At 66.3% G+C, this 23,464-nt stretch carries 25 protein-coding genes; 2 read left to right on the top strand and 23 right to left on the bottom strand.

The window, feature by feature from the left end; all coding sequences use genetic code 11:
• Positions 1–5 precede the first annotated feature (5 nt).
• From AC3EDY_RS09350 to AC3EDY_RS09330, 5 genes are read right to left on the bottom strand one after another with little or no spacing between them, the layout of a single operon-like run.
• Positions 6–560 (bottom strand): chemotaxis protein CheD, encoded by a 555-nt coding sequence (locus AC3EDY_RS09350; RefSeq protein ID WP_488572223.1) that lies wholly within the window; start codon positions 558–560, stop codon positions 6–8.
• A gap of 3 nt (positions 561–563) precedes the next feature.
• Positions 564–1,604: a protein-glutamate methylesterase/protein-glutamine glutaminase gene (locus AC3EDY_RS09345; protein ID WP_488572222.1), complete on the bottom strand. Its 1,041-nt coding sequence runs from the start codon at positions 1,602–1,604 to the stop codon at positions 564–566.
• Complete coding sequence (locus tag AC3EDY_RS09340; RefSeq protein ID WP_488572221.1) at positions 1,601–2,470, bottom strand: CheR family methyltransferase; 870 nt, start codon at positions 2,468–2,470, stop codon at positions 1,601–1,603. Before AC3EDY_RS09340 ends, AC3EDY_RS09345 begins: the two co-directional genes overlap by 4 nt.
• Positions 2,467–4,788, bottom strand: a complete 2,322-nt coding sequence (locus AC3EDY_RS09335) for a chemotaxis protein CheA (RefSeq protein ID WP_488572220.1) — start codon at positions 4,786–4,788, stop codon at positions 2,467–2,469. Before AC3EDY_RS09335 ends, AC3EDY_RS09340 begins: the two co-directional genes overlap by 4 nt.
• A complete protein-coding gene (locus tag AC3EDY_RS09330) occupies positions 4,785–5,045 on the bottom strand; it encodes an STAS domain-containing protein (RefSeq protein WP_488572219.1) in 261 nt (86 codons plus the stop codon). Before AC3EDY_RS09330 ends, AC3EDY_RS09335 begins: the two co-directional genes overlap by 4 nt.
• Positions 5,046–5,314: 269 nt before the next feature.
• Between AC3EDY_RS09330 and AC3EDY_RS09325 the strand changes: the two genes are divergently transcribed.
• Complete coding sequence (locus AC3EDY_RS09325) at positions 5,315–6,355, top strand: chemotaxis protein CheB (protein WP_488572218.1); 1,041 nt, start codon at positions 5,315–5,317, stop codon at positions 6,353–6,355.
• A 220-nt stretch (positions 6,356–6,575) separates the two neighbouring features.
• On the opposite strand, the gene AC3EDY_RS09320 is transcribed toward AC3EDY_RS09325, so the two are convergent.
• Genes AC3EDY_RS09320 through AC3EDY_RS09235 form a run of 18 tightly spaced genes read right to left on the bottom strand, consistent with a single transcriptional unit; the run spans position 6,576 to position 22,251 of the window.
• A complete protein-coding gene (locus tag AC3EDY_RS09320; protein WP_488572217.1) occupies positions 6,576–6,947 on the bottom strand; it encodes a flagellar export chaperone FliS in 372 nt (123 codons plus the stop codon).
• 1 nt (position 6,948) lies between these two features.
• A complete protein-coding gene (fliD, locus tag AC3EDY_RS09315; protein ID WP_488572216.1) occupies positions 6,949–8,412 on the bottom strand; it encodes a flagellar filament capping protein FliD in 1,464 nt (487 codons plus the stop codon).
• 30 nt (positions 8,413–8,442) lie between these two features.
• Positions 8,443–9,600, bottom strand: a complete 1,158-nt coding sequence (locus AC3EDY_RS09310; protein WP_488572215.1) for an EscU/YscU/HrcU family type III secretion system export apparatus switch protein — start codon at positions 9,598–9,600, stop codon at positions 8,443–8,445.
• Positions 9,601–9,603: 3 nt separating this feature from the next.
• Positions 9,604–10,386 carry a flagellar biosynthetic protein FliR gene (gene fliR / locus AC3EDY_RS09305; protein WP_488572214.1) on the bottom strand — a complete coding sequence of 261 codons (783 nt, stop codon included), beginning with the start codon at positions 10,384–10,386 and terminating at the stop codon, positions 9,604–9,606.
• An 8-nt stretch (positions 10,387–10,394) separates the two neighbouring features.
• On the bottom strand, positions 10,395–10,667 hold the full coding sequence (gene fliQ, locus AC3EDY_RS09300; RefSeq protein ID WP_488572213.1) for a flagellar biosynthesis protein FliQ: 273 nt from the start codon (positions 10,665–10,667) through the stop codon (positions 10,395–10,397).
• Positions 10,668–10,680: 13 nt separating this feature from the next.
• Positions 10,681–11,493 (bottom strand): flagellar type III secretion system pore protein FliP, encoded by an 813-nt coding sequence (gene fliP, locus AC3EDY_RS09295; protein ID WP_488572212.1) that lies wholly within the window; start codon positions 11,491–11,493, stop codon positions 10,681–10,683.
• Positions 11,490–11,762 (bottom strand): flagellar biosynthetic protein FliO, encoded by a 273-nt coding sequence (locus tag AC3EDY_RS09290; protein WP_488572333.1) that lies wholly within the window; start codon positions 11,760–11,762, stop codon positions 11,490–11,492. Before AC3EDY_RS09290 ends, fliP begins: the two co-directional genes overlap by 4 nt.
• On the bottom strand, positions 11,762–12,037 hold the full coding sequence (gene fliN, locus AC3EDY_RS09285; RefSeq protein ID WP_488572211.1) for a flagellar motor switch protein FliN: 276 nt from the start codon (positions 12,035–12,037) through the stop codon (positions 11,762–11,764). Before fliN ends, AC3EDY_RS09290 begins: the two co-directional genes overlap by 1 nt.
• Positions 12,038–12,061: 24 nt before the next feature.
• Positions 12,062–12,967, bottom strand: coding sequence for a FliM/FliN family flagellar motor switch protein (locus tag AC3EDY_RS09280; RefSeq protein WP_488572210.1), 906 nt, complete (start codon positions 12,965–12,967; stop codon positions 12,062–12,064).
• A gap of 43 nt (positions 12,968–13,010) precedes the next feature.
• Entirely contained in the window at positions 13,011–13,607 is a 597-nt protein-coding gene (locus AC3EDY_RS09275) for a flagellar basal body-associated FliL family protein (RefSeq protein WP_488572209.1), read from the bottom strand.
• Between the two features lie 48 nt (positions 13,608–13,655).
• The gene (locus tag AC3EDY_RS09270) at positions 13,656–15,371 is read right to left on the bottom strand and encodes a hypothetical protein (protein ID WP_488572208.1); all 1,716 of its coding nucleotides are present in this window, start codon (positions 15,369–15,371) and stop codon (positions 13,656–13,658) included.
• A gap of 39 nt (positions 15,372–15,410) precedes the next feature.
• Complete coding sequence (locus AC3EDY_RS09265; RefSeq protein ID WP_488572207.1) at positions 15,411–15,890, bottom strand: hypothetical protein; 480 nt, start codon at positions 15,888–15,890, stop codon at positions 15,411–15,413.
• Positions 15,891–15,897: 7 nt separating this feature from the next.
• Positions 15,898–17,250, bottom strand: a complete 1,353-nt coding sequence (locus tag AC3EDY_RS09260) for a FliI/YscN family ATPase (protein WP_488572206.1) — start codon at positions 17,248–17,250, stop codon at positions 15,898–15,900.
• Positions 17,244–17,876 (bottom strand): FliH/SctL family protein, encoded by a 633-nt coding sequence (locus AC3EDY_RS09255; RefSeq protein WP_488572205.1) that lies wholly within the window; start codon positions 17,874–17,876, stop codon positions 17,244–17,246. The genes AC3EDY_RS09260 and AC3EDY_RS09255 overlap by 7 nt, the downstream gene beginning before the upstream one ends.
• On the bottom strand, positions 17,869–18,882 hold the full coding sequence (locus AC3EDY_RS09250) for a flagellar motor switch protein FliG (protein WP_488572204.1): 1,014 nt from the start codon (positions 18,880–18,882) through the stop codon (positions 17,869–17,871). Before AC3EDY_RS09250 ends, AC3EDY_RS09255 begins: the two co-directional genes overlap by 8 nt.
• 1 nt (position 18,883) lies before the next feature.
• Positions 18,884–20,605 (bottom strand): flagellar basal-body MS-ring/collar protein FliF, encoded by a 1,722-nt coding sequence (gene fliF / locus AC3EDY_RS09245; protein WP_488572203.1) that lies wholly within the window; start codon positions 20,603–20,605, stop codon positions 18,884–18,886.
• A 3-nt stretch (positions 20,606–20,608) separates the two neighbouring features.
• Positions 20,609–20,971: a flagellar hook-basal body complex protein FliE gene (gene fliE, locus AC3EDY_RS09240; protein WP_488572202.1), complete on the bottom strand. Its 363-nt coding sequence runs from the start codon at positions 20,969–20,971 to the stop codon at positions 20,609–20,611.
• Positions 20,968–22,251: a sigma-54 interaction domain-containing protein gene (locus tag AC3EDY_RS09235; protein WP_488572332.1), complete on the bottom strand. Its 1,284-nt coding sequence runs from the start codon at positions 22,249–22,251 to the stop codon at positions 20,968–20,970. The genes fliE and AC3EDY_RS09235 overlap by 4 nt, the downstream gene beginning before the upstream one ends.
• A 243-nt stretch (positions 22,252–22,494) precedes the next feature.
• Between AC3EDY_RS09235 and AC3EDY_RS09230 the strand changes: the two genes are divergently transcribed.
• Positions 22,495–23,430: a flagellin N-terminal helical domain-containing protein gene (locus AC3EDY_RS09230; RefSeq protein ID WP_488572201.1), complete on the top strand. Its 936-nt coding sequence runs from the start codon at positions 22,495–22,497 to the stop codon at positions 23,428–23,430.
• Positions 23,431–23,464 lie beyond the last annotated feature (34 nt).

Here is a 23,464-nt window from a genome sequence, read left to right as displayed (position 1 = left end):
TCCATTCAGAACAATTCGACATCGCCAAGCGATCGGGCCGGGCGTTCCGTGGGTTGCACAGGTGGCGCAAGCCGGTCTTCCACCGTGCGGAGGCGGACCTGGCCCGATGCCGGGCGGAAATCGACGCGCCGCGCCTGGGTTCCGCCCAGGTCTTCGCGCATCAACGCGATCCCTTCGTTGGCTAGGAACCGGCGGGCGAACTCGGCATTGACCGAGCCGATCTTCATCATGTTGCGGTTGACGTTGGCGCCGCCGTAAAGATGCGCCTTGAGCTTGGACTTGCGCGCACCTTTGGCCAGCATTTCGTTGACCAGCAGTTCCATGAGATAGAGCCCGTAGTGTTCGTCCACCGCGGTGTCATAGCCGGCCGGCGGCTCTGCCAGCAGGAAGTGGTTCATGCCGCCCACGCGCGCATCGGGATCGAACAGGCAGGTGGCGACGCAACTGCCCAGGACGGTGGAATATTCGACGCTGCTGTCGGCGCTGGCCAGCGCCTGGCCCTGCATCACGGTAATGCGTTCCAGGCCGCCGGGGAGGGGCAGGATGGGTCTGTGCAGCATGGTTCACGCCGCCTTGCTGAAAGCGTGGCGGGCAATCTGCCCGATCGGTGCGACAACCCGTGCCGCGCCCAGCGAGATCGCCGCGCGCGGCATGCCGAAGACGGTGCATGTCGCCTCGTCCTGGGCGATAGTGCACGCACCTTTCTGCGCCATGGCCAGCAGACCCCTTGCACCGTCGGCCCCCATGCCAGTCAGCAGGATGCCTACAGCCTGGGCGCCGACCACCTCGGCCACTGACGAAAACAGCACGTCCACCGAGGGCAGGTGGCCTGAAACCGGGTCTCCGCGGCGCAGCTTGGCATGCAGGCTCGCGGCGCCGCCGACGCTCAGATGGCGTTCGTCGCCCGGCGCCAGATAGACGTAACCTTCGCGCAGGGGCATGTCGGGCTCGGCCAGCTGGATGCGGGGCGGGCAGTGCTGATCGAGCGTGCGCGCCACGGCCGGGGCGAAACGTTCGTTGATATGCTGCACGATCAGCGTGGGCGGACAGTCCGCCGGAAAATCCGAGAGAAGAATCTGCAGCGCTTCAACCCCGCCGGTGGACGAACCGATGGCAATAAGGCGCGGCCGATCAGCAATCGACAGGCGGGCCTGGGCGGCGATGCGGCTGGCCGGCACGGCCGGCGCCGGCGTGCCGCGCGGGGCAAACCGCACTTTCGATGCGCTGCGGATCATGTCGGCCAGCCGCCCGCTGTCTTCCAGCGCCATGCCGCGGCCCATTTCACTTTTGGCATAGCAATCGACCGCACCCAGCGCGAGCGCGCGAGCGGTGGTATCGGTGCCGCGTTGCGTCGCGCCCGATACGATGATTACCGGCGTGGGACGCAACTGCATGATCTTTTCCAGGAAATCCAGGCCATTCATGCCCGGCATTTCCACATCGAGCGTGACCACGTCCGGGTCCAGTTCGCGGATTACCTGTCGCCCTTCGGCGGCATTGGCGGCGGCAGCCACCACTTCGATATCCGGTTCTCTCGACAGCCGGTTCATGAGGATGGCCCGCATCGTGGGCGAATCCTCGACAATCACCACACGGATCGTCATGCCGCCCTCCTTGCATAGATCGTCGGGCCCATGTTCGCCAGGTCGTCCAGCGCCGGACCCGTAACCCGCTCGCTATGGCCGATATAGAGATGGCCGCCGCGCACCAGTTTCTGGGCGAAGCGCGCCACCAACCGTTCTTTGGTTGGATTATCAAAGTATATCATAACATTACGGCAGAATATCACGTCAAAGGCACCAGCCATGGGCCAATCGCCCAGCAGATTGAGATGGCGGAAACGAACGAGGTTCTGCGCTTCGCCGGCAATCGTGGCATCCTGGCCGTCAGGCACGGTCCAGGCGCGGCGCAACGGTTCGGGCACCGGCTTCAGGTCTTCCTGGCGATACCGCGCGGCCTGGGCCTTGGCGATGGCATGGGTGGCGATGTCGCTGGCCAGGATGCGGATGTCCCGCCGCGCCAGCTTGAGGCCTTCGCCCCGTTCGGGCCCCAGCAAGGTCATGACCAGCGACCAGGTCTCTTCGCCGCTGGAGCACCCGGCCGACCACATCCGCACTTTGCCCCCGCGGTCGAGTTGCTCGAGCAGGCGAGGGCGCACGGCTTGCGCGAAATGTTCGAAATGATGCGCTTCGCGATAGAAGAAGGTGTGATTGGTGGTCAGCGCGCAGATCGCCTTGGTGCGCTCTGCGGCGTTTTCGCGGATGCGCTGGACATAGGCGGAAAACGTCTGGCAGCCGGTGTCGCGCACCAGGGGGGCCAGCCGGGAATAGACCAGCATCGCCTTGCCGGGCGGCAGAACGATACCGGCTTCGCGGTGGGCAATTTCGCTTACCGCCCGAAAATCGGCGGCATCGTATACCCCCGGGCTAACACCGGGCAGGTCCTTGTCAAAGGCGGCATGGACGCTCATGCGGCTTCGGCCAATCCAGCGCCCGCACCTGGGATTTGGCTGGAGCCGATCTGGCCATGGTCGGCCAGGCTGTGGGCGACAAGGCCATCGACATCGACGATCAAGGCTACGCGGCCATCGCCCAGGATCGTGGCCCCGGCCACGCCCTCGACGGACCGATAATGGGTATCGAGGCTTTTGATGACCACCTGGCGCTGATCGACGATCGAATCGACCAGCAGGGCGGCGCGGCCGGTCCCTTCGGTTTCGACCACGATCAGCACGCCGTCCTGCGGGGCCTCCACCGCGCCGAACGCGCCGACCGACGCGTGCAGCGGTACGACCGGAATGAAGCGGCCGCGCACGTTCATCATCGCCCGGTTCGCACCCAGGCCCTTGACGTCTTCCATCGTCGGCCGCAGCGATTCGACCACGTTGGCCAGCGGAACGACCAGCGTCTGATCACCGACGTTGACGACCATGCCATCGGATATGGCGAGCGTGAGCGGCAGGGTCAGCGTGAACGTGGTGCCCACTCCCTGTTCGGATTCGATCGTAATGCGCCCGCCCAGATCCTTGACGTTCTGGCGCACCACATCCATGCCGACGCCGCGGCCGGAAATGTTGGATACGGTCTGTGCCGTCGAAAAGCCGGGCGCAAAGATCAGCGCGTCGATTTCTTCCTTGGCCAGCTGGGCGTCGGGCGCGACCAGGCCTTTTTCGATTGCCTTGGCCAGCACGCGTTCGCGGTCGATGCCGCGTCCGTCATCGGCAATGCGAATGAGAATGCGGCCCGAACGGTGCTCGGCCGAAAGCGCCAGCGTGCCTTCGGCGCTCTTGCCGGCGGCCAGGCGTTCCTCGGGTCTTTCGATGCCATGGTCCACCGCGTTGCGGATCAGGTGGGTCAACGGCTCCCCCAGTCGCTCGATCACCGTCTTGTCGAGTTCGGTGCTTTCGCCCGACACTTCCAGCTTTACGTGCTTGCCGGTGGTGGCCGAAAGCTCGCGCAGGATGCGCGGCACCCGGCTGAAGACCGAGCCGATGGGCTGGGCACGGATGGCCATGGCGTTTTCCTGGATATCGCGGGTGAGGCCGTCGAGCACCGCGATCTCCTCGCTGGCGGCGAGTCCCTCGTTCGAAAGGCGCTGGGCCATCATTGCCTGGGCGATGACCAGTTCGCCCACGGCGTCGATCAGCTTGTCGAGCTTGGACAGCTCGATGCGGATCGATTGGCCGGGTGCGGGCGGCGCGGGCGGCGCCGCCGGGGCAGCGGCGGCGGTTGCCGCCGGCATCGCCGCAGCCGGGGCGGCAACGGTGGTCGCGGCGACGGCTGGGGTGGAAGTGGCGTCTGCTGCCGCGGCGGCTGTCAGCGGTGCGGCCGCCGGCGATATGTCCGCCAAGGGTGCGGGCGCTGGCGATGCGGACAGGGGGACGGGCTGAGGGGCGGACCGTGGGGTGGGCGTTGCCTGTGGGGCCGGCAGGCGCAGCGCGGGCATGGGTGCATCGGGGCCGATCGCGATTTCGCAATCGTCGCCAACGAAATCGAACACGTCGCGCACCGCGCCTTCATCGACATCGGCCGGCATGCGGAACGTCCAGCCGAGATAGCCCAGGCCCGGATCGAGCGCGTCGAGATGGGGCACGGCGCCCACATCGCACTCGATGCAGGTACCGCCCAGTTCCAGCACTTCGCGCAGCATCAGCATGGGTTCGCTGCCGTTGCGCATGGCGCCGGCGTGGGGGCGGATCCTGACCAGCCATCCCGCCGCCACCGCATCTTCGCCCGGCGCGGGCGCGGTGTCGCCGCTTCCCATGGCGCCGGCGATGCTATCGAGCATCGCATCGAAATCCAGGCCCATGTCATCGTCGGCACTGCTGCCCGCCTCGGGTTCGGGCGCAGCTTCTTCTTCCCGCGCGGCCGCCGGTTCCGGCGTGACGGCAGGCGCTGGCGCGCTGCCCGCATTGGCGGCCATGGCAGCCGTCAGTTCGGCCTGCAACGCGGCATCGTCGGGCGTTTCGCCCTGCCCACGGGCCGCCATGACGTGATCGCTCAGCGTATCGAGCGCGCGCAGCAGCAGATCGATCAGCGGCTCGGTGATCGGCACGGTGCCATCGCGCACGTCCGAAAGCAGCGTTTCGAAGGTGTGGGTATAGGCCTGCAGCGCGATGTACCCGAAAGCGCCGGCGCCGCCCTTTATCGAATGGACGCCGCGGAACACCGCGTTAACGGTGTCGGCATCCTGGGTGCCGTCCTTGCAGGCCGCCAGGCCCTGCTCTGCCGCAGCGAGCGATTCCTCGCATTCGGCAAAGAAGATCGCCTGAATTTCCTCGGCATTCATGCTGGGGCTCCGTCGAAGAGTTCGGCTTCCAGCCCGATCTGGCGGGCCGCCTCGCGCAAGGCGGGCGAAGGATCGATCACGGCGCCATCGCCGCTGCGGCGGGCACTGACCAGAACCTGGAACATGGCCTGGCCCACATGGGCACAGGCCGTACCGTCGATCTGGAGCGGGCCGGCACCCAGCCCGGCGAGCAGTTCGGGCAGCAGCGCTTCGGCGGCCGCACGATCGCAGCGGGATGGCAAAGTGATCGTGGGCATCGCGTCGGTTTCCCCTCGATAGCGCTCGGCGTCGTCATCGTCACGGCGGCAACGCGATCCGGACCGGGCATCGCCAGGATTGGCGTGGCCGGCCGGGGCGCGGTGTCGGGCGTTGGGCAGTGGAATAGACGGAATCGGGAAAGGCGCGCTTTCCGCCTGCTTACGTTGAGATACCTAGGGCCGCGGATGGAATTTGCATGGGCCTGCACGGGTAAAGAGAGCCGGCAAATGGCGCCGGGACGCGCGCCCAGACAGAGGTTTCACGATCCATGCACGAAGCTCGGGTTCTTGTGGTGGACGATTCGGCGGCAATGCGCGCGCTGTTCTCGGACATCCTCGATCAGACCAAGAATGTCGTCGTCGTCGGTGCGGCCGCCAATGCCGCGGACGCGCGCGAGCGGATCGCCGATCTCAAGCCCAACGTGATCACGCTCGACGTGGAAATGCCGGGGATGAGCGGGATCGAGTTTCTGGAAGAGATCATGGGCAGCAACCCGCTGCCGGTGGTGATGCTGTCCAGCCTCACCCAGGCCGGCACCGAAACCTCGCTCAAGGCGTTCGAGCTCGGCGCGGTGGAATGCTTTCCCAAGCCGCTCAAGGCAACGCCCGAACAGTTCGCCAAGACGGTGGGCAAGCTGGGCAAGATCGTGCTCGCCGCGGCCAACAGCAACGTGCGCGACCGGTCGCGGCAGCAGGCCAAGCGCGAAGCGGCCGCCGCCGAGGCTGCCCGGTTCGCCTGGAACGGCCGCTTCGTGGCATTCAGCGCCTCGATGGGCGGGATCGACGCCCTGACCACGATCCTGGCCAACTGGCCCGATGAATGCCCGCCCACGGTGATTTGCCTCCAGGCCGAACCGATGCTGGCGGAAACCTTTATCAAGCGGCTCGATTCCGAGCTTGGGTGCAGCGTCAAGATCGCGCGCGATGGCGCGGCCCTCAGCCAGGGCACGATCCATATCGCCGCCGATCCCGAACGGCATGTGGTGGTCGAACCGGGCCAGCCGCCCCGTATCCGCCTGATGCAGCGCGAACCGGTGGAAGGATCGCGCCCCTCCGCCAACCTGCTCTATGGTTCCATCGCGCGGGCCGGCATTCCGGCGGTCGGCGCACTGCTTACCGGCATGGGCAACGATGGCGCCAAGGGTCTGAAGCTGCTGCGCGATAGCGGGATGGACACGATCGTGCAGGATCCGCGCACCGCCCTCGTCAGCGAGGCGCCCGCCGCCGCGATCGATCTGGGTGCGGCGGGCCATCAGGTTTCGCTCGACGATCTGGGCGATGCCGTGATCGGATTGTGCAACCAGAGCTGACGCCCTGTTGCAGAGGTTTCCCGGCCTCTCCCTCCCCGGCCGGCGATCGGGCGGTAACGCCTGTCCTTGACCCGGCGCCTGCGATCTTCGCAGCGCCGGGTCTTTTGCGTCTCGCACCGATGGCATGTCGCTCGGGACGGTGCGACCCCGCATCGGGCCATGCAAAAAGCCCGGTGCGGCTTGGGCTGCACCGGGCTTTTGATTGCGTGCCGGGCGGCGTTCAACTGCCCATCATGGCTTGGCGGATCTCGAGAAAATCGTTGCGGATCGTTTCCATCTTCGCCCGGTCAAAACGCAGTGCGCTGTCCAGCACGGCGTGTCGCGCCGCCTGATAGAGCTGCATCAGCGCGGGGCCGGCAGGGCTTTCACTATCCACCCCCATCTGCAGCGCCGTCAGCGCCGAGACCGCACGGGTGAGCGCGGCGCTCTTGGCAGCGTTGTCGCCGGTTCTTTCGGCATAGATCGCGCGGCCGAGCGAGCTGGCCACCTGTTCCAGGCACAGATCGACAAGCTGCTGCGGGCTGGCACCGCATACGCGCGCGTCGAAATCGACGCGGCGATAGGCTTCCCCGGGATCGCGGTAATGGCGCATCTCAATCGCCCGACTTGTTCCACGAGGCGATCTGGTCTTTCAGGAACGAAAGCGTGGACTGCGAATCCGATACCTTGGTGGCAAGCGTGGAATAGCGGCCGACCAGTTGCGTACGCAGCGTTTCCTGCTTGGTCTGCAGATCGGAAAGCTGCGTCGCAAGAGACGTCTTCCTGCTGTTCAGCGCCGCGATCACGCCGCCCAGGGAATTGGAATCGGTGGTCGATGCCACATCGCGCGAAATCTTGTCGAACGTGCCATAAACGCCATAAAGGCCATTGGTGAACATGGCGGCGACGCCGTCGGGGCTCTTCGCCATGGTCTTGCTCAGCACGTTCGTATCCAGGCTGTAGGTCCCGTCGCGGTTGATCTTGAGGCCAAGGTCGCCAAGCGTTGCGGGCTGGCCGGCCGTCGCGTTGGGCATGATCACCGTGCTCGAAAGCTTGCTCAACGTCTGCCGCAGCGAACGGGCGCCGGCATTGTTGTTGAGCGAGCCGGTATTGGGATCGGTACCGGTGTTCAACGTCTTGACGATCTCGTTCAGCGCATCGACCAGATCGGTCATCGCCGACTGAATCGCGGTCGAAGGATCGGAAAAGCCGATCGTGGTAGGCGATCCGACGTTGGTTCCGGTCAGTTTCAGCGTGAGGCCTGGCGCCGCATCGGTGATCGTGTTCGATGTCGACGTGCGCGCGACGCCGTCAAGCGTGAACAGTGCATCGCTGGCCGAGGACTTGAGTCGTGTCGCATCGCCAGAGGCTGTCCAGCCGAATGCCGCGAGAGTCGTATCGCCGGAATCCGGGGTGGTTTCGATTTCGAACCCGTTGGCCGCGCCGTCGGCACCCTTGATCACCAGTTGCGCCCCGCCCGCACCCGTGGCGACATAGGCCGATACCCCCGCGCCCGCAGCGTTGATCTTCTGCGCCAGGGTGGAAAGCGTGTCGTCTGCGGTCAGGGCGATGTCCACCTGGCTGCGTGTGGCGTCTGCCGTGAACGCGCCGCCCGCCATGGTGCCGAAGCGCAGCGTGAACGTGCCGGTGCCCACGGCGCTCGTGGCCGATGTCATCGTGGGGCTGACCAGCGTCTGTCCCTTGGCCAGTTGCGTCACTTCGAGCGTCGATGTTCCGCTGCCGCTGAGCGAGCCCTTGGTCACCGTTGCCACCGCGCTGTTGGTGATCGTCGGTGTCACCGCCAGATCGCCCTGGCGCACGCGCGTGCCCAGCGACGAGGCCAGCGAACTGACCATCGACTTGAGTGTGGAGGCATCGGAAATCTGAGTTTCGACTTTGCTCTGCTTGTTCGTGACAGCGTCGATCCGGGCCGCATATTGTGCGGCCGAAAGCTGTTCGGCAAGGCCCGAGCTGTCGATCGAGTCGCTACCCAGCGACGCCAGCAGCTTGGCGGTGGCGGACGAGGACGAGGTGTTCGACGTTGAAGTGGTCGAACTGGTCGATGAAGTCGTGGTCATACTGTCCAGAACGTCCCTGCTTCAAGTTTCTTAAGGGGCGATCGCTTCCGGCCGGCCATCGGCGTCGAAGCGCAGGCTGACCGGCACGTTGATCATCGGAGTGGGCGGGGTTTCCCCGCGTTTGAGCGACATGACGAACGCCAGGATCGCCGCGATCGGGCCATAGAGTTCCTCGCGGATCACCTGCCGCTCGCGCGTGGTGTAATAGACCGAGCGCGCCAGGGCCGGATATTCCAGCGTGGGAACAGCAAGCTCGGCCGCCAGCTCGCGCATGGCCAGGGCTTTTTCCCCGCGCCCTTTGGCCAGCACCACGGGTGCGGCCGCCTTGTCTGGATCATAGGCGAGCGCCACGGCAAAATGCGTGGGATTGGTAATCATGAACTGCGCCTCGCGCATGGCCTTGTTGACCCCGGCCATGGCGATCTCGCGCTGGCGGCTGCGAATGGCGGATTTCTTTTCGGGCGATCCTTCGCTTTCCTTGGTTTCGTCGCGGATTTCCTGCAGGCTCATGCGCAGGCGCAGAAAACGCCGCGCGAACTGCACTGGAAAATCGACCAGCGCGATCAGCACCAGTCCCGATGCCAGCAGCACCAGCAGCGAAAGCATTGCATCCCAGGCATAGCCAAGCTGCCCGGCCAGCGCCCCGGTGGTGATCTGCCCGCCGCCAAGGCCCACAAGCCCCGTCAGCCGCCCCCGCATCCAGAACCACGCCATGCTGCCCAGCAGGATGACCTTGGCCAGGCCCTTGCCCAGCTCGATCAGGCCTTGCATGCCGAACATGCGGGCAAGGCCCTTGGCCGGATCGAGGCGCGACCCCTTGGGCGCGAGGTTGCCCGCGTTCCAGCGACCGGCCGAAAAGCCAAGCTGAGAAACCAGCGTAACCGCGATCAACCCGGCACCCAGCACCAGAATGGGCGGCAGCGTGGCGATCAGGGCCCCTGCCATGCGCCGGCCAGGGTCGAAATGATCGAGCGTGTCGCGGTCCCACGAAAGGCCGCTGCGGGTTATCTGGCCCATCTGCCCCAGGAGCCATGGTCCCGCCAGCCACAGCCAGGCGATGCCGGCAAAGACGCCCGCTGCCGTGCCAAGTTCGCGCGAGCGCAGTACGTCGCCATTCTGCGCCGCATCGCGTTTGCGCTTTTCGGTGGGGGCGAATGTCTTTTCGCCGCTGCCTTCGCCTTGTGCCATCGGCTACTTTGCCAGCAAGCCCTGGGCCTGGCCAAGACCAAGCGCCACGAGATCGGCAAGCGCATCAGCGACAAGCGGCGCGGAAGCGACCAGTGCCCCGATCCCGGCGATCACGCCCAGCGGCAGGCCCAGCGCAAAGATGTTGAGGCTGGGCGCCGAACGCGCCAGGATGCCGAACGTGATCTGCACCAGCATGAGCAGCAGCACCGTCGGCAGGGCGATGGCGAGTGCCGAAACGAACATCTGCGTGCCGAATCCGGCGATCAAGCCCATGCGATCGGGCGTGAACCAGCCGCTGCCCGGCGGAAAGGCGCGATAGCTTTCCACCAGCAGTGCAAACCACTGCAGATGGGCGCCAAGGCCCAGGAATATGATCGTCAGCAGCACCGAAAAGTATTGTCCCAGCGCCGGTGAGTGCCCGCCCGAAACCGGATCGGCAGCCGTCGCGATGCTCAGGCCCATGCTCGCGCCGATCAGCTCGGCCGCGATGACCGGCGCGGCAAAGGCGAATTGCAGCACGAAACCAAGCGCCAGCCCTATCGCCAATTCGCCAGCGATAGCCACCAGACCTGGCAGCGAAAACAGCGCCGCCGGTGCGGCCACCGTGGTCCAGTTGCACAGCAGCGCCGATAATGCCCCGGCCAGAACAACGCGCACCTGCATCGGCACCTGCTGACTGCCAAACAACGGCACGGCCACCAGCGCGGCGCCGCAGCGTGTCATCAGGAAGACCATGCGCCAGAATTCGGCTTCCAGTGCGCCGAACCCGAAGTTCATCTGGATCATCGCGCGTCCTACTGCCCCATTGCCGCGATCTGCGCGAAAATGTCTTTCGTGAAATCGGCGACCAGCCCCAGCATGGCCCCGCCCAGCAGCACCAGCACCAGTGCCGTTACCGCCAGCTTGGGCACGAAAGTCAGCGTCTGTTCGTTGACCGAGGTAGCCGCCTGGATGATCCCCACCACCAGGCCCACCGCCAGGCTCGCGATCAGCACGGGCGCGGCGACCAGCGCGGTGATCCACAGCATGCGATCGGCCAGCGCCATCAGGGATGCCGTATCGTCCATCGCGGCGTCTCCCCTAGCCGAAGCTCGAAGCCAGGCTGCCCATCAGCAGAGCCCAGCCATCGACCAGCACGAACAGCAACAGCTTGAACGGCAGCGAGACGACCGTGGGCGACATCATCATCATCCCCAGGCTCATCAACACCGACGAAACCACCAGATCAATCGCCAGAAAGGGCAGGAACAGCATGAATCCGATCTGGAACGCTGTTTTCAGTTCGCTGGTGACGAAGGCCGGCAGCAGGATGGAAAAGGGAACGTCGCGGCTGGCGGCATAATGCGGTGCCTTCGCCATGTCGGTGAACATCAGCAGATCGCGTTCGCGGGTCTGCCGCACCATGAACGCGTGAAATTCCATGCCCGCCGCGCCGATCGCCTGCTCGGCGTTGATCTGCCCGGCTGAATAGGGCTGTATCGCCGTTGCATTGACCCGGTCGAGTGTCGGGGCCATCACGAAAAGCGACAGGAACAGCGACAGCCCGATCAGAATCTGGTTGGGCGGCGATTGCTGCAGGCCCAGCGCGGTGCGCAGGATCGAGAGCACCACCAGAATGCGGGTGAAGCTCGTCATCATCAGGATCAGCGACGGCAGGATCGTGAGCAGCCCCATGATGAGGAGCAACTGCAACGACAGCGACAGGCTGCCTTGCGATTGTGCGCCCGCGATCTGGCTGAACGCGCGGTCGAGCGCGCCGGGTATGGCCGTCGCGCCCGGTGCACCGCCGGGGGCGGCCTGGGCCAGCGCCGCGCCGGGAAGCAGCAGCACGGCGAGCGCCAGTGCCCAGGCGGAAAGCGCGCGCGCCAAGCGCTTGGTGCGCATTTCCGTCATAGCTGCTCGTCTCGCCTGCGCGCCGGTGCTTCGGCCAGGCGCACGAGGCCGTTCTTCGACGTCGAAACCAGGATCTCCCGGTCGTGGAATTCGATCACGGCCAGACGCAAGGTGGGGGAAAGCATCTGGGTTTCGATAACTTTCACCGTCCGCTGGTTTGCGGGCGTGCCCATCCGGCCTTCGAAACGCTTGGCCAGGCGCAGCGAGCCCCAGGCCAGGCCGCCGATCAGCGGCAGCACGATCAGCAGCTTGAGAATATACCAGCCCATCACGCCACGTCCTTGCGCGGCGCGTTCTCGGTGCCGGCCAGTTCCACGATCCGCAGGCCGAAGCGATCGCCCTGGGCGACCACCTCACCCCGCGCGATCAGCTTGCCGTTGACCATCACGTCGAGCAGTTCGTCGGTCAGCCGGTCGAGCATGACGACGCTTTCCTGGCCAAGCGCCAGGACATCCTTGAGCTTCATTTCTGTTCGGCCCAGTTCGACGGTGAGGCGCACGTCGACGTCCTTGAGGAAATCGAAGCCGCGCGGTTGAAAGGACATTGTGAAACCCCCCAGGTCTGAAATCTAGAAAACGTGCGAAAGCTGGACGGCAAGGCGATCGTCGACCGCGCCCACCGTGCCATGGGCGATGGTCTGCCCGGCAACGCGCAACGGTACGGCGCGCGCGACAGGGACGGGCAGGATCTGGCCCACTTCCAGTGCTGAAATCGCCACGAGCGGCAGGCGCATGTCGACCAGAACGGCGCTGATCGGCAGCGGCACCTGGGCAAACGGCGCTTCGCGCGGGTCTGCCGGGGCAGGTTCGCCGCGGGGTGCCGGGCCATCGCCGTTGGCAAAAAGCGCGGCCAGCGTGGGATAGGGAAAAGCCATCTCGATCGCCCAGGGCGCGCGGCCCGGTTCGGTCACCGAAAACACCAGGGCAACAATCTCCGCGTCGTTGGCAAAGGGTGCGAGGTGGTCGATATTGCCTTCGCGGTGCAGCGGGCGGATGGCATCGGCCGCCTGTGCCCCAAGCGCTGCTGCCAGGCATCTGGCGATGAGGAGTTCCAGCCGGTGGACCATGAGTTCTGCCGACAAGGGCAGTTCGCGCGGCAATTGCTGCGGGGCAACGCCCGCACCGCCAAACGCGCGGTCGACCAGTCTCAGCACGACTTCGCCAGCCACCATGCCCAGGATGGGATCATTGCCGGCACCGGCCCCGAACAGTGTGTAGGCGCCCAGATTGCGATGCCCCATGACCTGCATGGTGGCGTAATCCGAATAGATCGTGCGTTCGGGCCGGCCGCATTCCACCAGCGGCTCTTCGCCTCCCAGCAGCCCGGCCAGCGCGGCGGCGAATTCGCGCGCCAGCTTTTCCGCGGTGCGGCTCAGCGCGTTCACCAGGTCTGCCTGGCTCGGGCCGGGGCGCAGCAACTGGCTGCAGTGGCGCGCGACCACTCGCTCTGCCACGAATTCCCGTTCAGGCTTCATCGTCTTGTTTCCCCATTGCCCCAAAGCGGATCGTCGGCGTGCGTCACTGCACGATGAACTGTCTGAAATAGACGGCGTCCACGCCGCCGAACCCTTCGGTATCGGTCAGCACCTTGTTGATCGCTGCGGTCATGCGCTGTTGCAGGCGCTGCTTGCCCACGGTCGTTTCCACATCGGTGTCCGGCGTATCGGCCAATACCGTCAGCAGGACCGAGCGGAGCGCCAACTCGTGCTTCTTCATCCACATCACTACCCGGTAATCGCGGCGCGTCGATGCGGCGATCGAGGTCTGGACGAGACGGTCGGAATCCTTGAGGTTCGACGTGAAATCGTCGGAAAACGAGAAATAGATGGTGCGGTACTGGCTGCCGCCCTCGCCGTTGATCTCCTTGCCGGCGCTTTCGCCGCCCTCGCCTTCGTCTTTCGCAACCGGGGCATAGGGATCTTCCTCACCCTTGCGGACCAGCCTGGGGTTGTTTTCCTCATGGGCGGAAACTTGGGGCAGGCCCAGCACGTGCATGGCGAACAGGGCATAGACCCCGCCGCCCCCGGCCACGAGCGTGCCCGCAGCCACGCCGGCAAGCAGCAGCGTGCGGCTCTTTCTTTTCTTGGACGTATCCTTGTCCTTCCTGTCGCTCATGCTCGGTCCTCAGATATTCGATGGGCATACGGGTTGTTGCGGCGGTCTTCAGGCGAAGACGCCGCCCTGTGTCTGATCGGGTTCGTCACCATGGCCCGCTTCGCGCCGTGCGGCGGGGCTGGCGCTATCGGGCAGGGGTGCGCGCGGCCGGCCATCGCCGCTCTGCCCGGGCGACTGGCCAGAGGATTGACCCTGCGACTGGCCTTGGCCCTGCGCCTGGCCGGCGAACCCTTGCGTCTGGGCATTGCCATTCTGGCCGCCGCCGCCGCTGTTTGCATTGGCAGATGCGCCCGTATCCGCCCGGCCGGCGGCCAGAACAGCGGGGGCGAAGCCGGGATCGGCGCTCGCCATGGTCACGGTCAGGCCCTTGTCTTTTGCCTGGAATTCCAGATCGATCCGGCCGAACGTGCCATGGGCAAGCGTGGCGGTGACGCTTGCGCCGATGCCGTCCTGGCGCGCCTGGGCCACGGCATCGACCAGCGCAGCCACTTGTGCGCCCGGAAGGACGCCGGCTGCCGTCGGGATCGTCGCCGCCGCGCCAGGCGTCGCGGCAGGCTGTATCGCTGCCGATTGCGGGGTGGGCACGATGATGGTGGAGGCCGCTGGCGGCACGGTCATCGCCTCTGCCGACCCATCGCTTGCGGCCGCCCCGGCAATGCGGGCAGAAGACGGCGTGATCGTCTGCGGGGCGGTTTGCGTCCCGCCGGCAGGAACCGGTGCAGCAGTATGCGACAGCGGCTGACGGGTGGCCAGTGCCTGCCGCGTAGAGCCGCCGGGCAGCCCGGCATCGCGGTCGTGCTCAATCTCGCCTTCGGCAGCGGGGCCTGTTCCGGGGGTAAGCGCGATCGGCGCGGTTTGCGGTTGCGCGCCGGCCAGAGACATATCGGCGGCAGCCTGCCGCGGGCTCATGCGCGTGTCTGGGGGCAAGGCGACGGGCGGTGCTGCAGGGGCGGGCGCCAGACCGTTGTGCGCAGCAATTGTGTGCGAGACGCCATCGCGCGCGGCAGCTTTGCCGGACGATGCCGGGGCTTGGTCCGGCGCCCCTTGCGTGATCGACGCACCGTGCTGGAGCAGCGCGAGCTGAGTCACGCCAGACGGGGTTACGCCAGACTGCCCCAGACCAGACTCGATCACGGCGGGCAAAGTCGGGCCGGGTTGCGCCAGGCCGGCTTGCGCATCGTGCGTGGCATCATCGGATGCGGGCCGTGCCGATGCGTCGGTGACAGGGGCGGCATCTGCGCCCGGATCCTCGTCGTCAGGTGTTTTGCGCGCAACCGCGAGGCCGGGCATGGCCGCTCGAATGGCGGCAGTCGCGGCTTGCTCACCGCCATCCGGCAGAGCCGCGATCCGCGCATCGACGGCCTCGCCGCCGTCGCTGGACGGGGCTGGCGATGCGGCGACTGGCAGGGTGGGGGCAGCGGCCGCCGTCATGGCGAGGTTCGCCGCGCCCGCTTGCGGGGCAGGTGTCACAACGACCGCGCCATCGCGTCCATCACCGGGGGCATTGCCGTTTGCCGGCAGGTTTTTGCCGTCTGCCGGCAGCAGCCTGGCGGTCGAAACGAGGCCGTTTGGGCGCGCCTCGCCATCGTCTCGTCCGGCGGGCGCGGGGCGCGGCTCTGCGGGCGTCGCTTCTGCGCTGTCGAGAAACGCTGCGAAACTGCGCGATTCCCCGGATGTCGCTTGCCCGGATGCGGTCAGTGCGGCCGGGCCGGGAAGGCCAGACGCGGCTGAATTGGCGGCGGGTGATGCAGCGATCGAAACCATTGCGAGGCAAGCTCCTGGGGCAATACGATCAGGGTTAATTCAAGACCCGTGCCAATCGCCGGGATTGGGCTCCGGCGTGACGGTGGATACGTGTTCTTCCCGGTTGCGCGCCGAGCCAAGCGGCGTTCCGGCCTGGGCCTGCGCACGGGCCAGCAGCCGCGCTTCGGCCGCGATCCGCTCCGCCACTGCGGCGCGGCGGCGCTCGGCGGCCGCCACTTCTGCGGCGCGGGCATCGGCAATGCGGCGGGCGGTATCGATTTCCGTTGCCGTGCTGTGAGCGATGCGATCGAGCCCGGCACGAAAGGCGCCGAGATGCGCCAGCGCCGCCCCGTCGGATGCATCGGTCCGGGTAGCATAGGTCTGCACAAGCTCGCCGGTGCGGTCGGCCAGGTGTTGCAGTTGCGCCAGCGTGCCTTCGGCATGGCCTGCAGCCACCACCGCCTGGCGGTGGCTGATCGCGCGCAGACGTTCGAGCCGGCGCAGCCGCGCCATTCGCTGATGCGGGGATTTGATGGACATCGCCGCGTCAGCTGCCCAGCAGCTGCGTCAACTCGGCAATGCTGGCCTCCATCGGCACGGTCGTGCGCGCGGGTTGCATCAGGAACGCGGCCAGCGCGCCATGCATGGCAATGGCCTGATCAAGCTGCGGATCGGTGCCCTGGCGATAGGCCCCCATCAGCACCAGATCGCGGTTCGTCTCATAAGTGGCGATGAGCGCGCGAAACTGCCGCGCAAGCTCCTGATGCCGTGGATCGGCGATATCGGTCATCACGCGGCTGAGCGATGCTGGAATGTCGATGGCCGGATAGTGTCCACGCTGCGCCAGTTCGCGCGAGAGCACGATATGGCCATCGAGGATCGATCGCGCCGTATCGACCACTGGATCATCCTGGTTGTCGCCATCGGCCAGAACCGTGTAGAGCCCGGTGATCGATCCGCCACTGGCGGCGGAATTGCCCGCCCGCTCAACCAGCTTGGTAATCGTGGCCAATGCCGAAGGCGGATAGCCCCGCGCCGCGCCCGGTTCGCCCAGCAGCAGCGCGATCTCGCGCCCGGCGTGGGCCACACGGGTCAGGCTGTCCATGATCAGCAGGACGCGCCGGCCCTGGGCGCGGAAGTATTCGGCCAGCGCAGTGGCCATCATTGCGCCACGGATGCGCAGGTTCGGGGCATGATCGGCCGGAACTGCGATCACGGCGCTATGCGCGCGTTTCGAGGCGGCCATATGCCGCTCCACGAAATCAGACACTTCGCGCGCGCGCTCGCCGATCAGCCCGACGATGACGATCTCGGCTTCGGCACCCTGCGCGATCATGTCGAGCAGCACCGACTTGCCCACGCCTGATCCGGCCATGATGCCGATGCGCTGGCCCACGCCGAAGGTGGCAAGCGCATTGAGCGCCCGTACACCGGTATCGAACACCTGGCGCACCGGGCTGCGGTCGAGCGCGCCAGCGCGCACCCCCCCGGCCGGCCACTCGCTTTGCGTGGCAAGGGGCGGGCCGCCGTCTATCGGCCGGCCTTCGCCATCCACGGCGCGACCCAAGAACGCTTCGCCAACCGGCACCATACCGGGCCGTCCTTCCGGACGCACCCTGGCCCCGGGGCGCAGCAGAACGGGATCGCCCAGCAGCATCATCAGGCTTCGGCCGTTGCGAAAGCCGATCACTTCGGCCGAAAGATCGCCATGCCCGTGGGCAATGCGGCATTGCGTGCCGATCGGGACGGCGAGGCCCGACACGTCCAGAAGACCGCCATCGCATGCGTTGAGCCGGCCATAGCGGCGCGGCGAAAGATCGGCCCGGGCACTGGCCAGCCTGGCCAGCATGGGCAGGGCCGGGTGCGGCAGGGATGCAGCATCGCCTGCTTCGATCAACATTGGCGCAGCGCCTCTTCCAGCGCGCGGCGCCATTGCGCCGGTCCGTCTTCCACCCCGCCCATCGCGCCATCCACGCGAACGGCGCCCCGATCCAGCCCGGCGTCGGGCTCGCAATGCCAATCCTGCGGCAGGTGGTTGCCAACCAGCGCCAGATCTTCGGGATGCAGGCGGATGACGCGGGCATCCTCGGCGCGGGCCAGCAACCGCGCGGCGCGGTGCACGCGCGCAGCCAGGGCCACGGGATCGATCGCCGCTTCGGCCAGCACCGCGTCGCACAGCGCCAGCACGGTCTGGCGCAGCCGTTCCTCGAGCGCCTGGACCTGCGCGGCATCCATCGCGTGCAAAGCGGTTTCCACGCGGTGTCGCGCGGCATCCTGCGCCGCCGCCAGAGCCTGCGCTTCCGCTCGCGCAGCAGCCTGCCCGGCGGCAAAGCCATCGGCATGAGCGCGCGCCACAGGATCGTCGCGTTCCGGCTCGGGCAGCGGGGCAAACTCCGCCGGCGCCGGGTTTGCGGCCGTCGGGCGGGAAAAACGCGGGTCCTGCGTAAAGCCGTGCGAAGGCGCCGGCATCGTGCCCCATGCGCGCAGCGTCCCCGTAGGCTCGGGAATGCGCAACAGGTCAGACATAGTCGTCCTCGCTCGAACCGAACATGATCACCCCTTCGGCCGAAAGGCGGCGGGCGGTGGTGATCATGGCCTTCTGCGCCTCGTTCACTTCGGCGCGTTTCAGGCGGCCGCGTGCGGCGATCTCATCACGCACGCCATCGGCCGCGCGGGTTGACATCGCGCGGAAGAACACGTCCCGCTGGGGTTCCTCGATGCCTTTGAGCGCGGCGATCAGCGTGTCGCTGTCGACCTCGCGCAGCATGGCGCCCATGGATTGCGGATCGAGAACGTAAAGATGCTCGAACTTGAACATCTCGTTCTCGATTTCCTTGGCCAGGGCTTTGTCCAGCTTGGAAATTTCGGGCATGACTCGCTTTTCGACGGTCTTTGCCGCAGCATTGATGATCTCGGCCGCTTCCCGCGGGCCGCCCATGTTCAGTGCGGCGCGGCTGTGCACGGCAACGATACGGCGGGTCAGCACCTGTTCCAGCATCGCCAGCGCTTCCCCCGAAACCTTGCCCAGCGTAGCGATGCGGTGCACCACCTGCGTCTGGGTCGCTTCGGGAAGCCCGTGCAGCACGGCTGCGGCGACATCGGAATCGATCTGCACAAGAAGCACGGCAATGGCTTGAGGATGCTCGTTTTTTATCAGTGGTACGAGCACTTCGGGAACAAGCCAGCGTGCCAGTTCGAGTGCGGACGTATCCTGCGCGGCCTCGGGCGCGATGCGATACATCAGATTGTCGGCCTTGACCTCGCCGACAGCGCGGGTCATCAGCGCGCGCACCTGGCCGACTCGGTCATGTGCCGGCAACCCCAGGCGTTCGGTCCTTTCCACAAAGCCGGTGATCGACTGTGCGATCGCCACGGGGCCGATTTCTCCCAGCGAGCACATCTTTTCGCCCAGCAGGCGCAACTCGCCGGGATCGAGCTGGGCCAGCAGGTCGGCCGCTTGCTGATCTTCCAGCAGCATGACCATGACCGCAGCCAGATCGGGATCGGTCAGGCTATCGCGTTGCAGGTCCATGTCACTCGGCGCCTTCTTCGACAGGTTCTTTCAGCATCTGGCGCAACACGGCCACGGCGCTGTCGGGCTTTTCCTGTACCAGGCGCTGGGCCAGGCCCACCTGGCGGCTGAGCAATTCGGTGTCGATCGCCCCGTTCTGGTCCTGTGCCGGCGCGAGCATCGGCCGGATCGTGCCGGTCGTGGCGCCGGGGCCGATGCTGCGGCCTGGGGGCGACCCGTCATCCGCAGCGATGGCATTGGCGCCAGTAAAGCCGCCGTCGGCAGTTTCGCCCGTTCTGCCGTCCGTCTTGCCGCTATCACGGCGCAGTGCCCTGAGCAGCGGGCGCACGCCCAGCAGCAGTGTCAACAGCACGGCCAGCAATGCCACACCGTTGCGCACGACCATGGCAAACCATGGCGTTTCATAGAAACTGGGCGGCGCGATATCGGGCGGGCTGAAGGCCCTGACGGCCACGGCCACCTGATCGCCGCGCCCCGGATCGGCGCCTACGGCGGCGCTGACGAGCTGCTTGATCTGGTCGATTTCGGCAGGTTTGGCTTTGACAAGCACGGCCGACGATAGTGCCACGGCCACGGTCAGTCGACGAATCCGGCCTGGCGTATTGTTGGTCACCGCCACTTCGCGGCCCAGTTCATAGGTTTTCGAAGACGCGCTTTCGCCATTGCTCGGCGCCCCGGACGGGGTCGAGGCAGGGGTTCCCTGCGGCGCGCCGACCGCTGCGGTGGTGGGGGCCGGCGGGGTGTTCGACAGAACGCCGGGCACGCCAATCGCACCGCTGCCGGTGGTTTGCGAGGCGCTTTGCGTTTCGCTGCGCACAGCGCCCTGCTTGTCATAGCTTTCGCGCGCCGAGGTCACCTGGTCCATATCCAGATCGACCTGCACTTCGCTGGAAAAATTGCCGGCGCCCAGCATGGGGGTCAGCAGCTGCGAAACCTGCTCGCGCAGCTTGTCCTCCAGCCGCCCCTGGATTTCCAGACGATCGGCATCGCCGGGGTTGGCCGACGAAAGCAGGCGTCCGTGCTGGTCGATCACCTTGACCGCATCGATCGACAGTTCCGGAACCGATCCTGCCACCAGATTGACAATGGCGGAAACCTGGCTGCTGGCAAGCTGGCGCCCCTTGGCCAGCCGCACCATGACCGAGGCCGAAGGGGCGGCATTGTCCCGCACGAAGACCGACTTTTCGGGCTGGGCCAGATGCACGCGCACGGCTTCCACACCGTCGATCTGCATGATCGTCAGTTCCAGCTCGCGTTCGCGCGCGGCTTGAAGACGCTGCCCTTCCACGGTGCGGCTGGCGCCCATGGGCAGCTTGTCGATCATCTGCTCGCCCGTTTCCGGCGCCGCCACCGCGCCGTCGGAAGCGGCCACCATGCGCGCCTTGTAAAGATCGCTCTCGCCCACGGTGATCGCGCCGGTCGCGGTGTCGATGCGGTAGGCGATCGATGCCTTGTCGAGCGCGGCCGTCACCTGTGCCCGCTCGGCATCGGAAAGATCGGAATAGAGCATCCGCTGCGGCGCCGGTGCCATGGCCAGCCACACCAGGGCGGTGAGACCGACGGCGGCAACCCCGCCCAGCCATGGCAAGGCGCGGCGCAGGGGCGGCTGACGCATGAACGCGGCAAAGCGCGCGGGCAGCGACCCGCCACCCGGAGCGGTAAGAGGCGCCAGAAGCGAGAGTGGCGGATTGCCACCGGCCCCGGCCGGAACCAGATCGGCCATCTATCAGACCCCCATCCGCATGATGTCCTGATAGGCGGTCAACAGCTTGTTGCGCACCTGCAGCGTTGCTTCGAATGCGACGCCGGCTTCCTGGCGGGCCAGCATGACCTTGGCGACATCGACGGTCTCGCCGGTTTCATAGGCCTTGCTCAAACCTTCGGCCTTGGCCTGGCTGTCATTGACCGTGTCGAGCGCCGATTTCAGCGCTTCGGTAAAGCCGCCCGCCGGGCTGCTGCCTTCGGCCGATGTGCCGGCATCGGGCGTGCGGATCTGTTGCAGCAATTGCGAACGGTCGATGATCTGCTGGCGCATGGCCATGATCTGCTGGATGCCACCGCCAGCGCCGATTCCACTGATCCCGCTCATCGCCGGCCTCCCGCAACGGCGATGCCGGCTTCACGAAAGCTCGCCAGGCGATAGCGCAGGGTGCGTTCGGAAATTCCCAGTTCCCGCGCGGCCGCCACGCGACTGCCGCCGCAAGCTTCGAGCGTGGCAAGGATCGCGCGTGCTTCGGAAAGCTGCACGATATTGGACAGCTTGCCGGCCTGGGGGGCGCGCACTTCGGCCAGCGCGGCATCGGTGGCGGGGCTTCGCGCCGGGCGATCGAACACGATGTGTTCTGGCCCTATTTCCGTCTGGGCGCCGGCCAGCAGCAAGGCCCGGCGCACCACGTTTTCCAGTTCGCGCACGTTACCCGGCCATGCATGGCAGCCCAGCATGGCCAGCGCGGCATCGGAAAGCCAGGGCAGCGGCCGGTCGACCGGGGCATGACGCAGGACCATGGCAAAGGCCAGGGGCGCGATGTCGTCGGGCCGTTCGACGAGCGCGCGCAGCGTCAGCGGAAAGACGTTCAGGCGATAATAGAGATCGGCGCGGAACTGGCCGTGCTCCACTTCGACAGGCAGATCGCGGTTGGCGCAGGCGATGATTCGCACGTCGACCTTGATAGGCTGGGTCGCGCCCAGCGGCACCACTTCCCCTTCCTGTAGCGCGCGCAACAGCTTGGCCTGGAGCGCCAGCGGCATTTCGGCGATTTCGTCGAGCAGCAGGGTGCCGCCATCGGCCGCACGAAAGAACCCTTCGCCCGCGGCGCTGGCGCCGGTGAAAGCACCTTTCTGATGGCCGAACAGCAGCGCTTCCAGCATGGTTTCGGGCATGGCGGCACAATTGACCGCAATGAACGGCTTGTCGCGGCGGGGGCTGGTGGCGTGGATGAAACGGCTCAGGACTTCCTTGCCCGTGCCTGTCGGCCCGTTGATCAGCACGGGAATGTCGCTGACGGCAAGGCGTTCGGCCAGCGCCAGAATGGAAAGGCTTTCGGGGTCGGCGGCAATCGGCATGCCCGGCGCCGTGGCGCAGGCGATGACCGCGGCGAGCGCGCTTTGCGAGAGCGGATCGGCATAGCGAATCAGATGGCGGCGCCCGGCGGCCATGCGCGCCAGTGCCGGATGGGCGCCGCGTTCCAGCACGATGGCGGGGCGGCGCGGATCGAGGGTGGCGATATCGGCCGTATCGGCCAGCAGCGGCATGGGCACGGGCATCACGCCCGGCGCTGCCAGCACCGATGCGGCGCGCATGGCCAGCGCGCCGTGGCGCGCCTGTGCCTGAGGACTGATCGACAGCCCTTCTCCGCTTTCGCGATTCATCATTTGACCCCCGGTTTAACCATATCCACGAGGCTGGTTGTCGCGCGAAACCGTCAAATGGTTCGAAACTTTAAGATCAGCGGACCTGCTAAGTGAAAGCCGCTAGAACGCGCCCTCCGAAATCGGCGAGGCGGCAAGATCTTGCCCTTAAATTGCCGGCCGCCCTGCCGGTCTTTGCCGTGCAGCCAGTCAATCCCTGGACCGGCGGCGATTGGGACCTATCCCGAAAATCGGAGAAACATCATGGCGGTAATCAATACCAACGTCAGCGCCATCAAGGCAGCCAACGCTTCCAACTCGGCAAGCAAGATGGCATCGACGGCGATGGAGCGGCTTTCCACCGGCAAGCGAATCAACAGCGCCAAGGACGACGCTGCGGGCCTTGCCATCACAACGACGATGACCTCGCAGATCAAGGGCATGTCGCAGGGCGTGCGCAACGCCAACGACGGCATCTCGATGGCGCAGACGGCCGAAGGTGCACTGTCGGAAGTGACCAACATGCTGCAGCGCGTGCGCGAGCTGGCGGTCCAGGCCAAGTCCGATACCTACCAGCAGTCTGACCGCGACGCGATGCAGTCGGAAGTCACGAACCTGACGCAGCAGATTTCGGACGTGCTCAACAACACGAAGTTCAACGGCAACAACGTGTTCAAGGTTTCGTCCGCGGCGGATGCCACCACCGACACCGACAGCGATGGCGTGACCGATCTGGCCGCCGACAATCTCAAGCTGTCGATCCAGACCGGTGCCAACACGTCGGACACCGTCGATCTGGTCAGCGCGGCCTTTGTCGGCAAGACGCTGTTCGGCGACGATGGCACCAACAACCTGACCGCTTACACCGCGTCTGATGCCACGGTGACCGTGACCCAGGCGCTGGACGTGTCCACGGCTGCCAAGGCATCGACCACGATCGACAATGTCGATGCGGCCCTTGCACAGGTGAACTCGACGCGTGCCACCTTCGGTGCCGGTCAGAACCGCCTCGAATCGGTGGTCAACAACCTGAACGACAACATCACTAACCTGTCGGACGCGCGCTCGCGCATTCTGGATACCGATTATTCGGCTGAAACGACCCAGATGGCCAAGGCGCAGATCCTGTCGCAGGCTTCGACGGCGATGATCTCGCAGGCCAACCAGAATCAGCAGAACGTGCTGACGCTGCTGCGCTGATCACGCTCGTAAACAGATCTGCTACTCCACGGTG

It is taken from the genome of Novosphingobium sp. DS6-6, from assembly GCF_057784975.1.
The sequence above is the reverse complement of the archived record's forward strand: the minus strand, read 5'-3'. Positions and strand labels throughout refer to the sequence as shown.

Bases quoted from the DNA above. Each gene is read 5' to 3' on its own strand.
- AC3EDY_RS09350 (WP_488572223.1), bottom strand. From the start codon at position 560: ATGCTGCACAGACCCATCCTGCCCCTCCCCGGCGGCCTGGAACGCATT.
- AC3EDY_RS09345 (WP_488572222.1), bottom strand. From the start codon at position 1,604: ATGACGATCCGTGTGGTGATTGTCGAGGATTCGCCCACGATGCGGGCC.
- AC3EDY_RS09340 (WP_488572221.1), bottom strand. From the start codon at position 2,470: ATGAGCGTCCATGCCGCCTTTGACAAGGACCTGCCCGGTGTTAGCCCG.
- AC3EDY_RS09335 (WP_488572220.1), bottom strand. From the start codon at position 4,788: ATGAATGCCGAGGAAATTCAGGCGATCTTCTTTGCCGAATGCGAGGAA.
- AC3EDY_RS09330 (WP_488572219.1), bottom strand. From the start codon at position 5,045: ATGCCCACGATCACTTTGCCATCCCGCTGCGATCGTGCGGCCGCCGAA.
- AC3EDY_RS09325 (WP_488572218.1), top strand. From the start codon at position 5,315: ATGCACGAAGCTCGGGTTCTTGTGGTGGACGATTCGGCGGCAATGCGC.
- AC3EDY_RS09320 (WP_488572217.1), bottom strand. From the start codon at position 6,947: ATGCGCCATTACCGCGATCCCGGGGAAGCCTATCGCCGCGTCGATTTC.
- fliD (WP_488572216.1), bottom strand. From the start codon at position 8,412: ATGACCACGACTTCATCGACCAGTTCGACCACTTCAACGTCGAACACC.
- AC3EDY_RS09310 (WP_488572215.1), bottom strand. From the start codon at position 9,600: ATGGCACAAGGCGAAGGCAGCGGCGAAAAGACATTCGCCCCCACCGAA.
- fliR (WP_488572214.1), bottom strand. From the start codon at position 10,386: ATGATCCAGATGAACTTCGGGTTCGGCGCACTGGAAGCCGAATTCTGG.
- fliQ (WP_488572213.1), bottom strand. From the start codon at position 10,667: ATGGACGATACGGCATCCCTGATGGCGCTGGCCGATCGCATGCTGTGG.
- fliP (WP_488572212.1), bottom strand. From the start codon at position 11,493: ATGACGGAAATGCGCACCAAGCGCTTGGCGCGCGCGCTTTCCGCCTGG.
- AC3EDY_RS09290 (WP_488572333.1), bottom strand. From the start codon at position 11,762: ATGGGCTGGTATATTCTCAAGCTGCTGATCGTGCTGCCGCTGATCGGC.
- fliN (WP_488572211.1), bottom strand. From the start codon at position 12,037: ATGTCCTTTCAACCGCGCGGCTTCGATTTCCTCAAGGACGTCGACGTG.
- AC3EDY_RS09280 (WP_488572210.1), bottom strand. From the start codon at position 12,967: ATGAAGCCTGAACGGGAATTCGTGGCAGAGCGAGTGGTCGCGCGCCAC.
- AC3EDY_RS09275 (WP_488572209.1), bottom strand. From the start codon at position 13,607: ATGAGCGACAGGAAGGACAAGGATACGTCCAAGAAAAGAAAGAGCCGC.
- AC3EDY_RS09270 (WP_488572208.1), bottom strand. From the start codon at position 15,371: ATGGTTTCGATCGCTGCATCACCCGCCGCCAATTCAGCCGCGTCTGGC.
- AC3EDY_RS09265 (WP_488572207.1), bottom strand. From the start codon at position 15,890: ATGTCCATCAAATCCCCGCATCAGCGAATGGCGCGGCTGCGCCGGCTC.
- AC3EDY_RS09260 (WP_488572206.1), bottom strand. From the start codon at position 17,250: ATGTTGATCGAAGCAGGCGATGCTGCATCCCTGCCGCACCCGGCCCTG.
- AC3EDY_RS09255 (WP_488572205.1), bottom strand. From the start codon at position 17,876: ATGTCTGACCTGTTGCGCATTCCCGAGCCTACGGGGACGCTGCGCGCA.
- AC3EDY_RS09250 (WP_488572204.1), bottom strand. From the start codon at position 18,882: ATGGACCTGCAACGCGATAGCCTGACCGATCCCGATCTGGCTGCGGTC.
- fliF (WP_488572203.1), bottom strand. From the start codon at position 20,605: ATGGCCGATCTGGTTCCGGCCGGGGCCGGTGGCAATCCGCCACTCTCG.
- fliE (WP_488572202.1), bottom strand. From the start codon at position 20,971: ATGAGCGGGATCAGTGGAATCGGCGCTGGCGGTGGCATCCAGCAGATC.
- AC3EDY_RS09235 (WP_488572332.1), bottom strand. From the start codon at position 22,251: ATGAATCGCGAAAGCGGAGAAGGGCTGTCGATCAGTCCTCAGGCACAG.
- AC3EDY_RS09230 (WP_488572201.1), top strand. From the start codon at position 22,495: ATGGCGGTAATCAATACCAACGTCAGCGCCATCAAGGCAGCCAACGCT.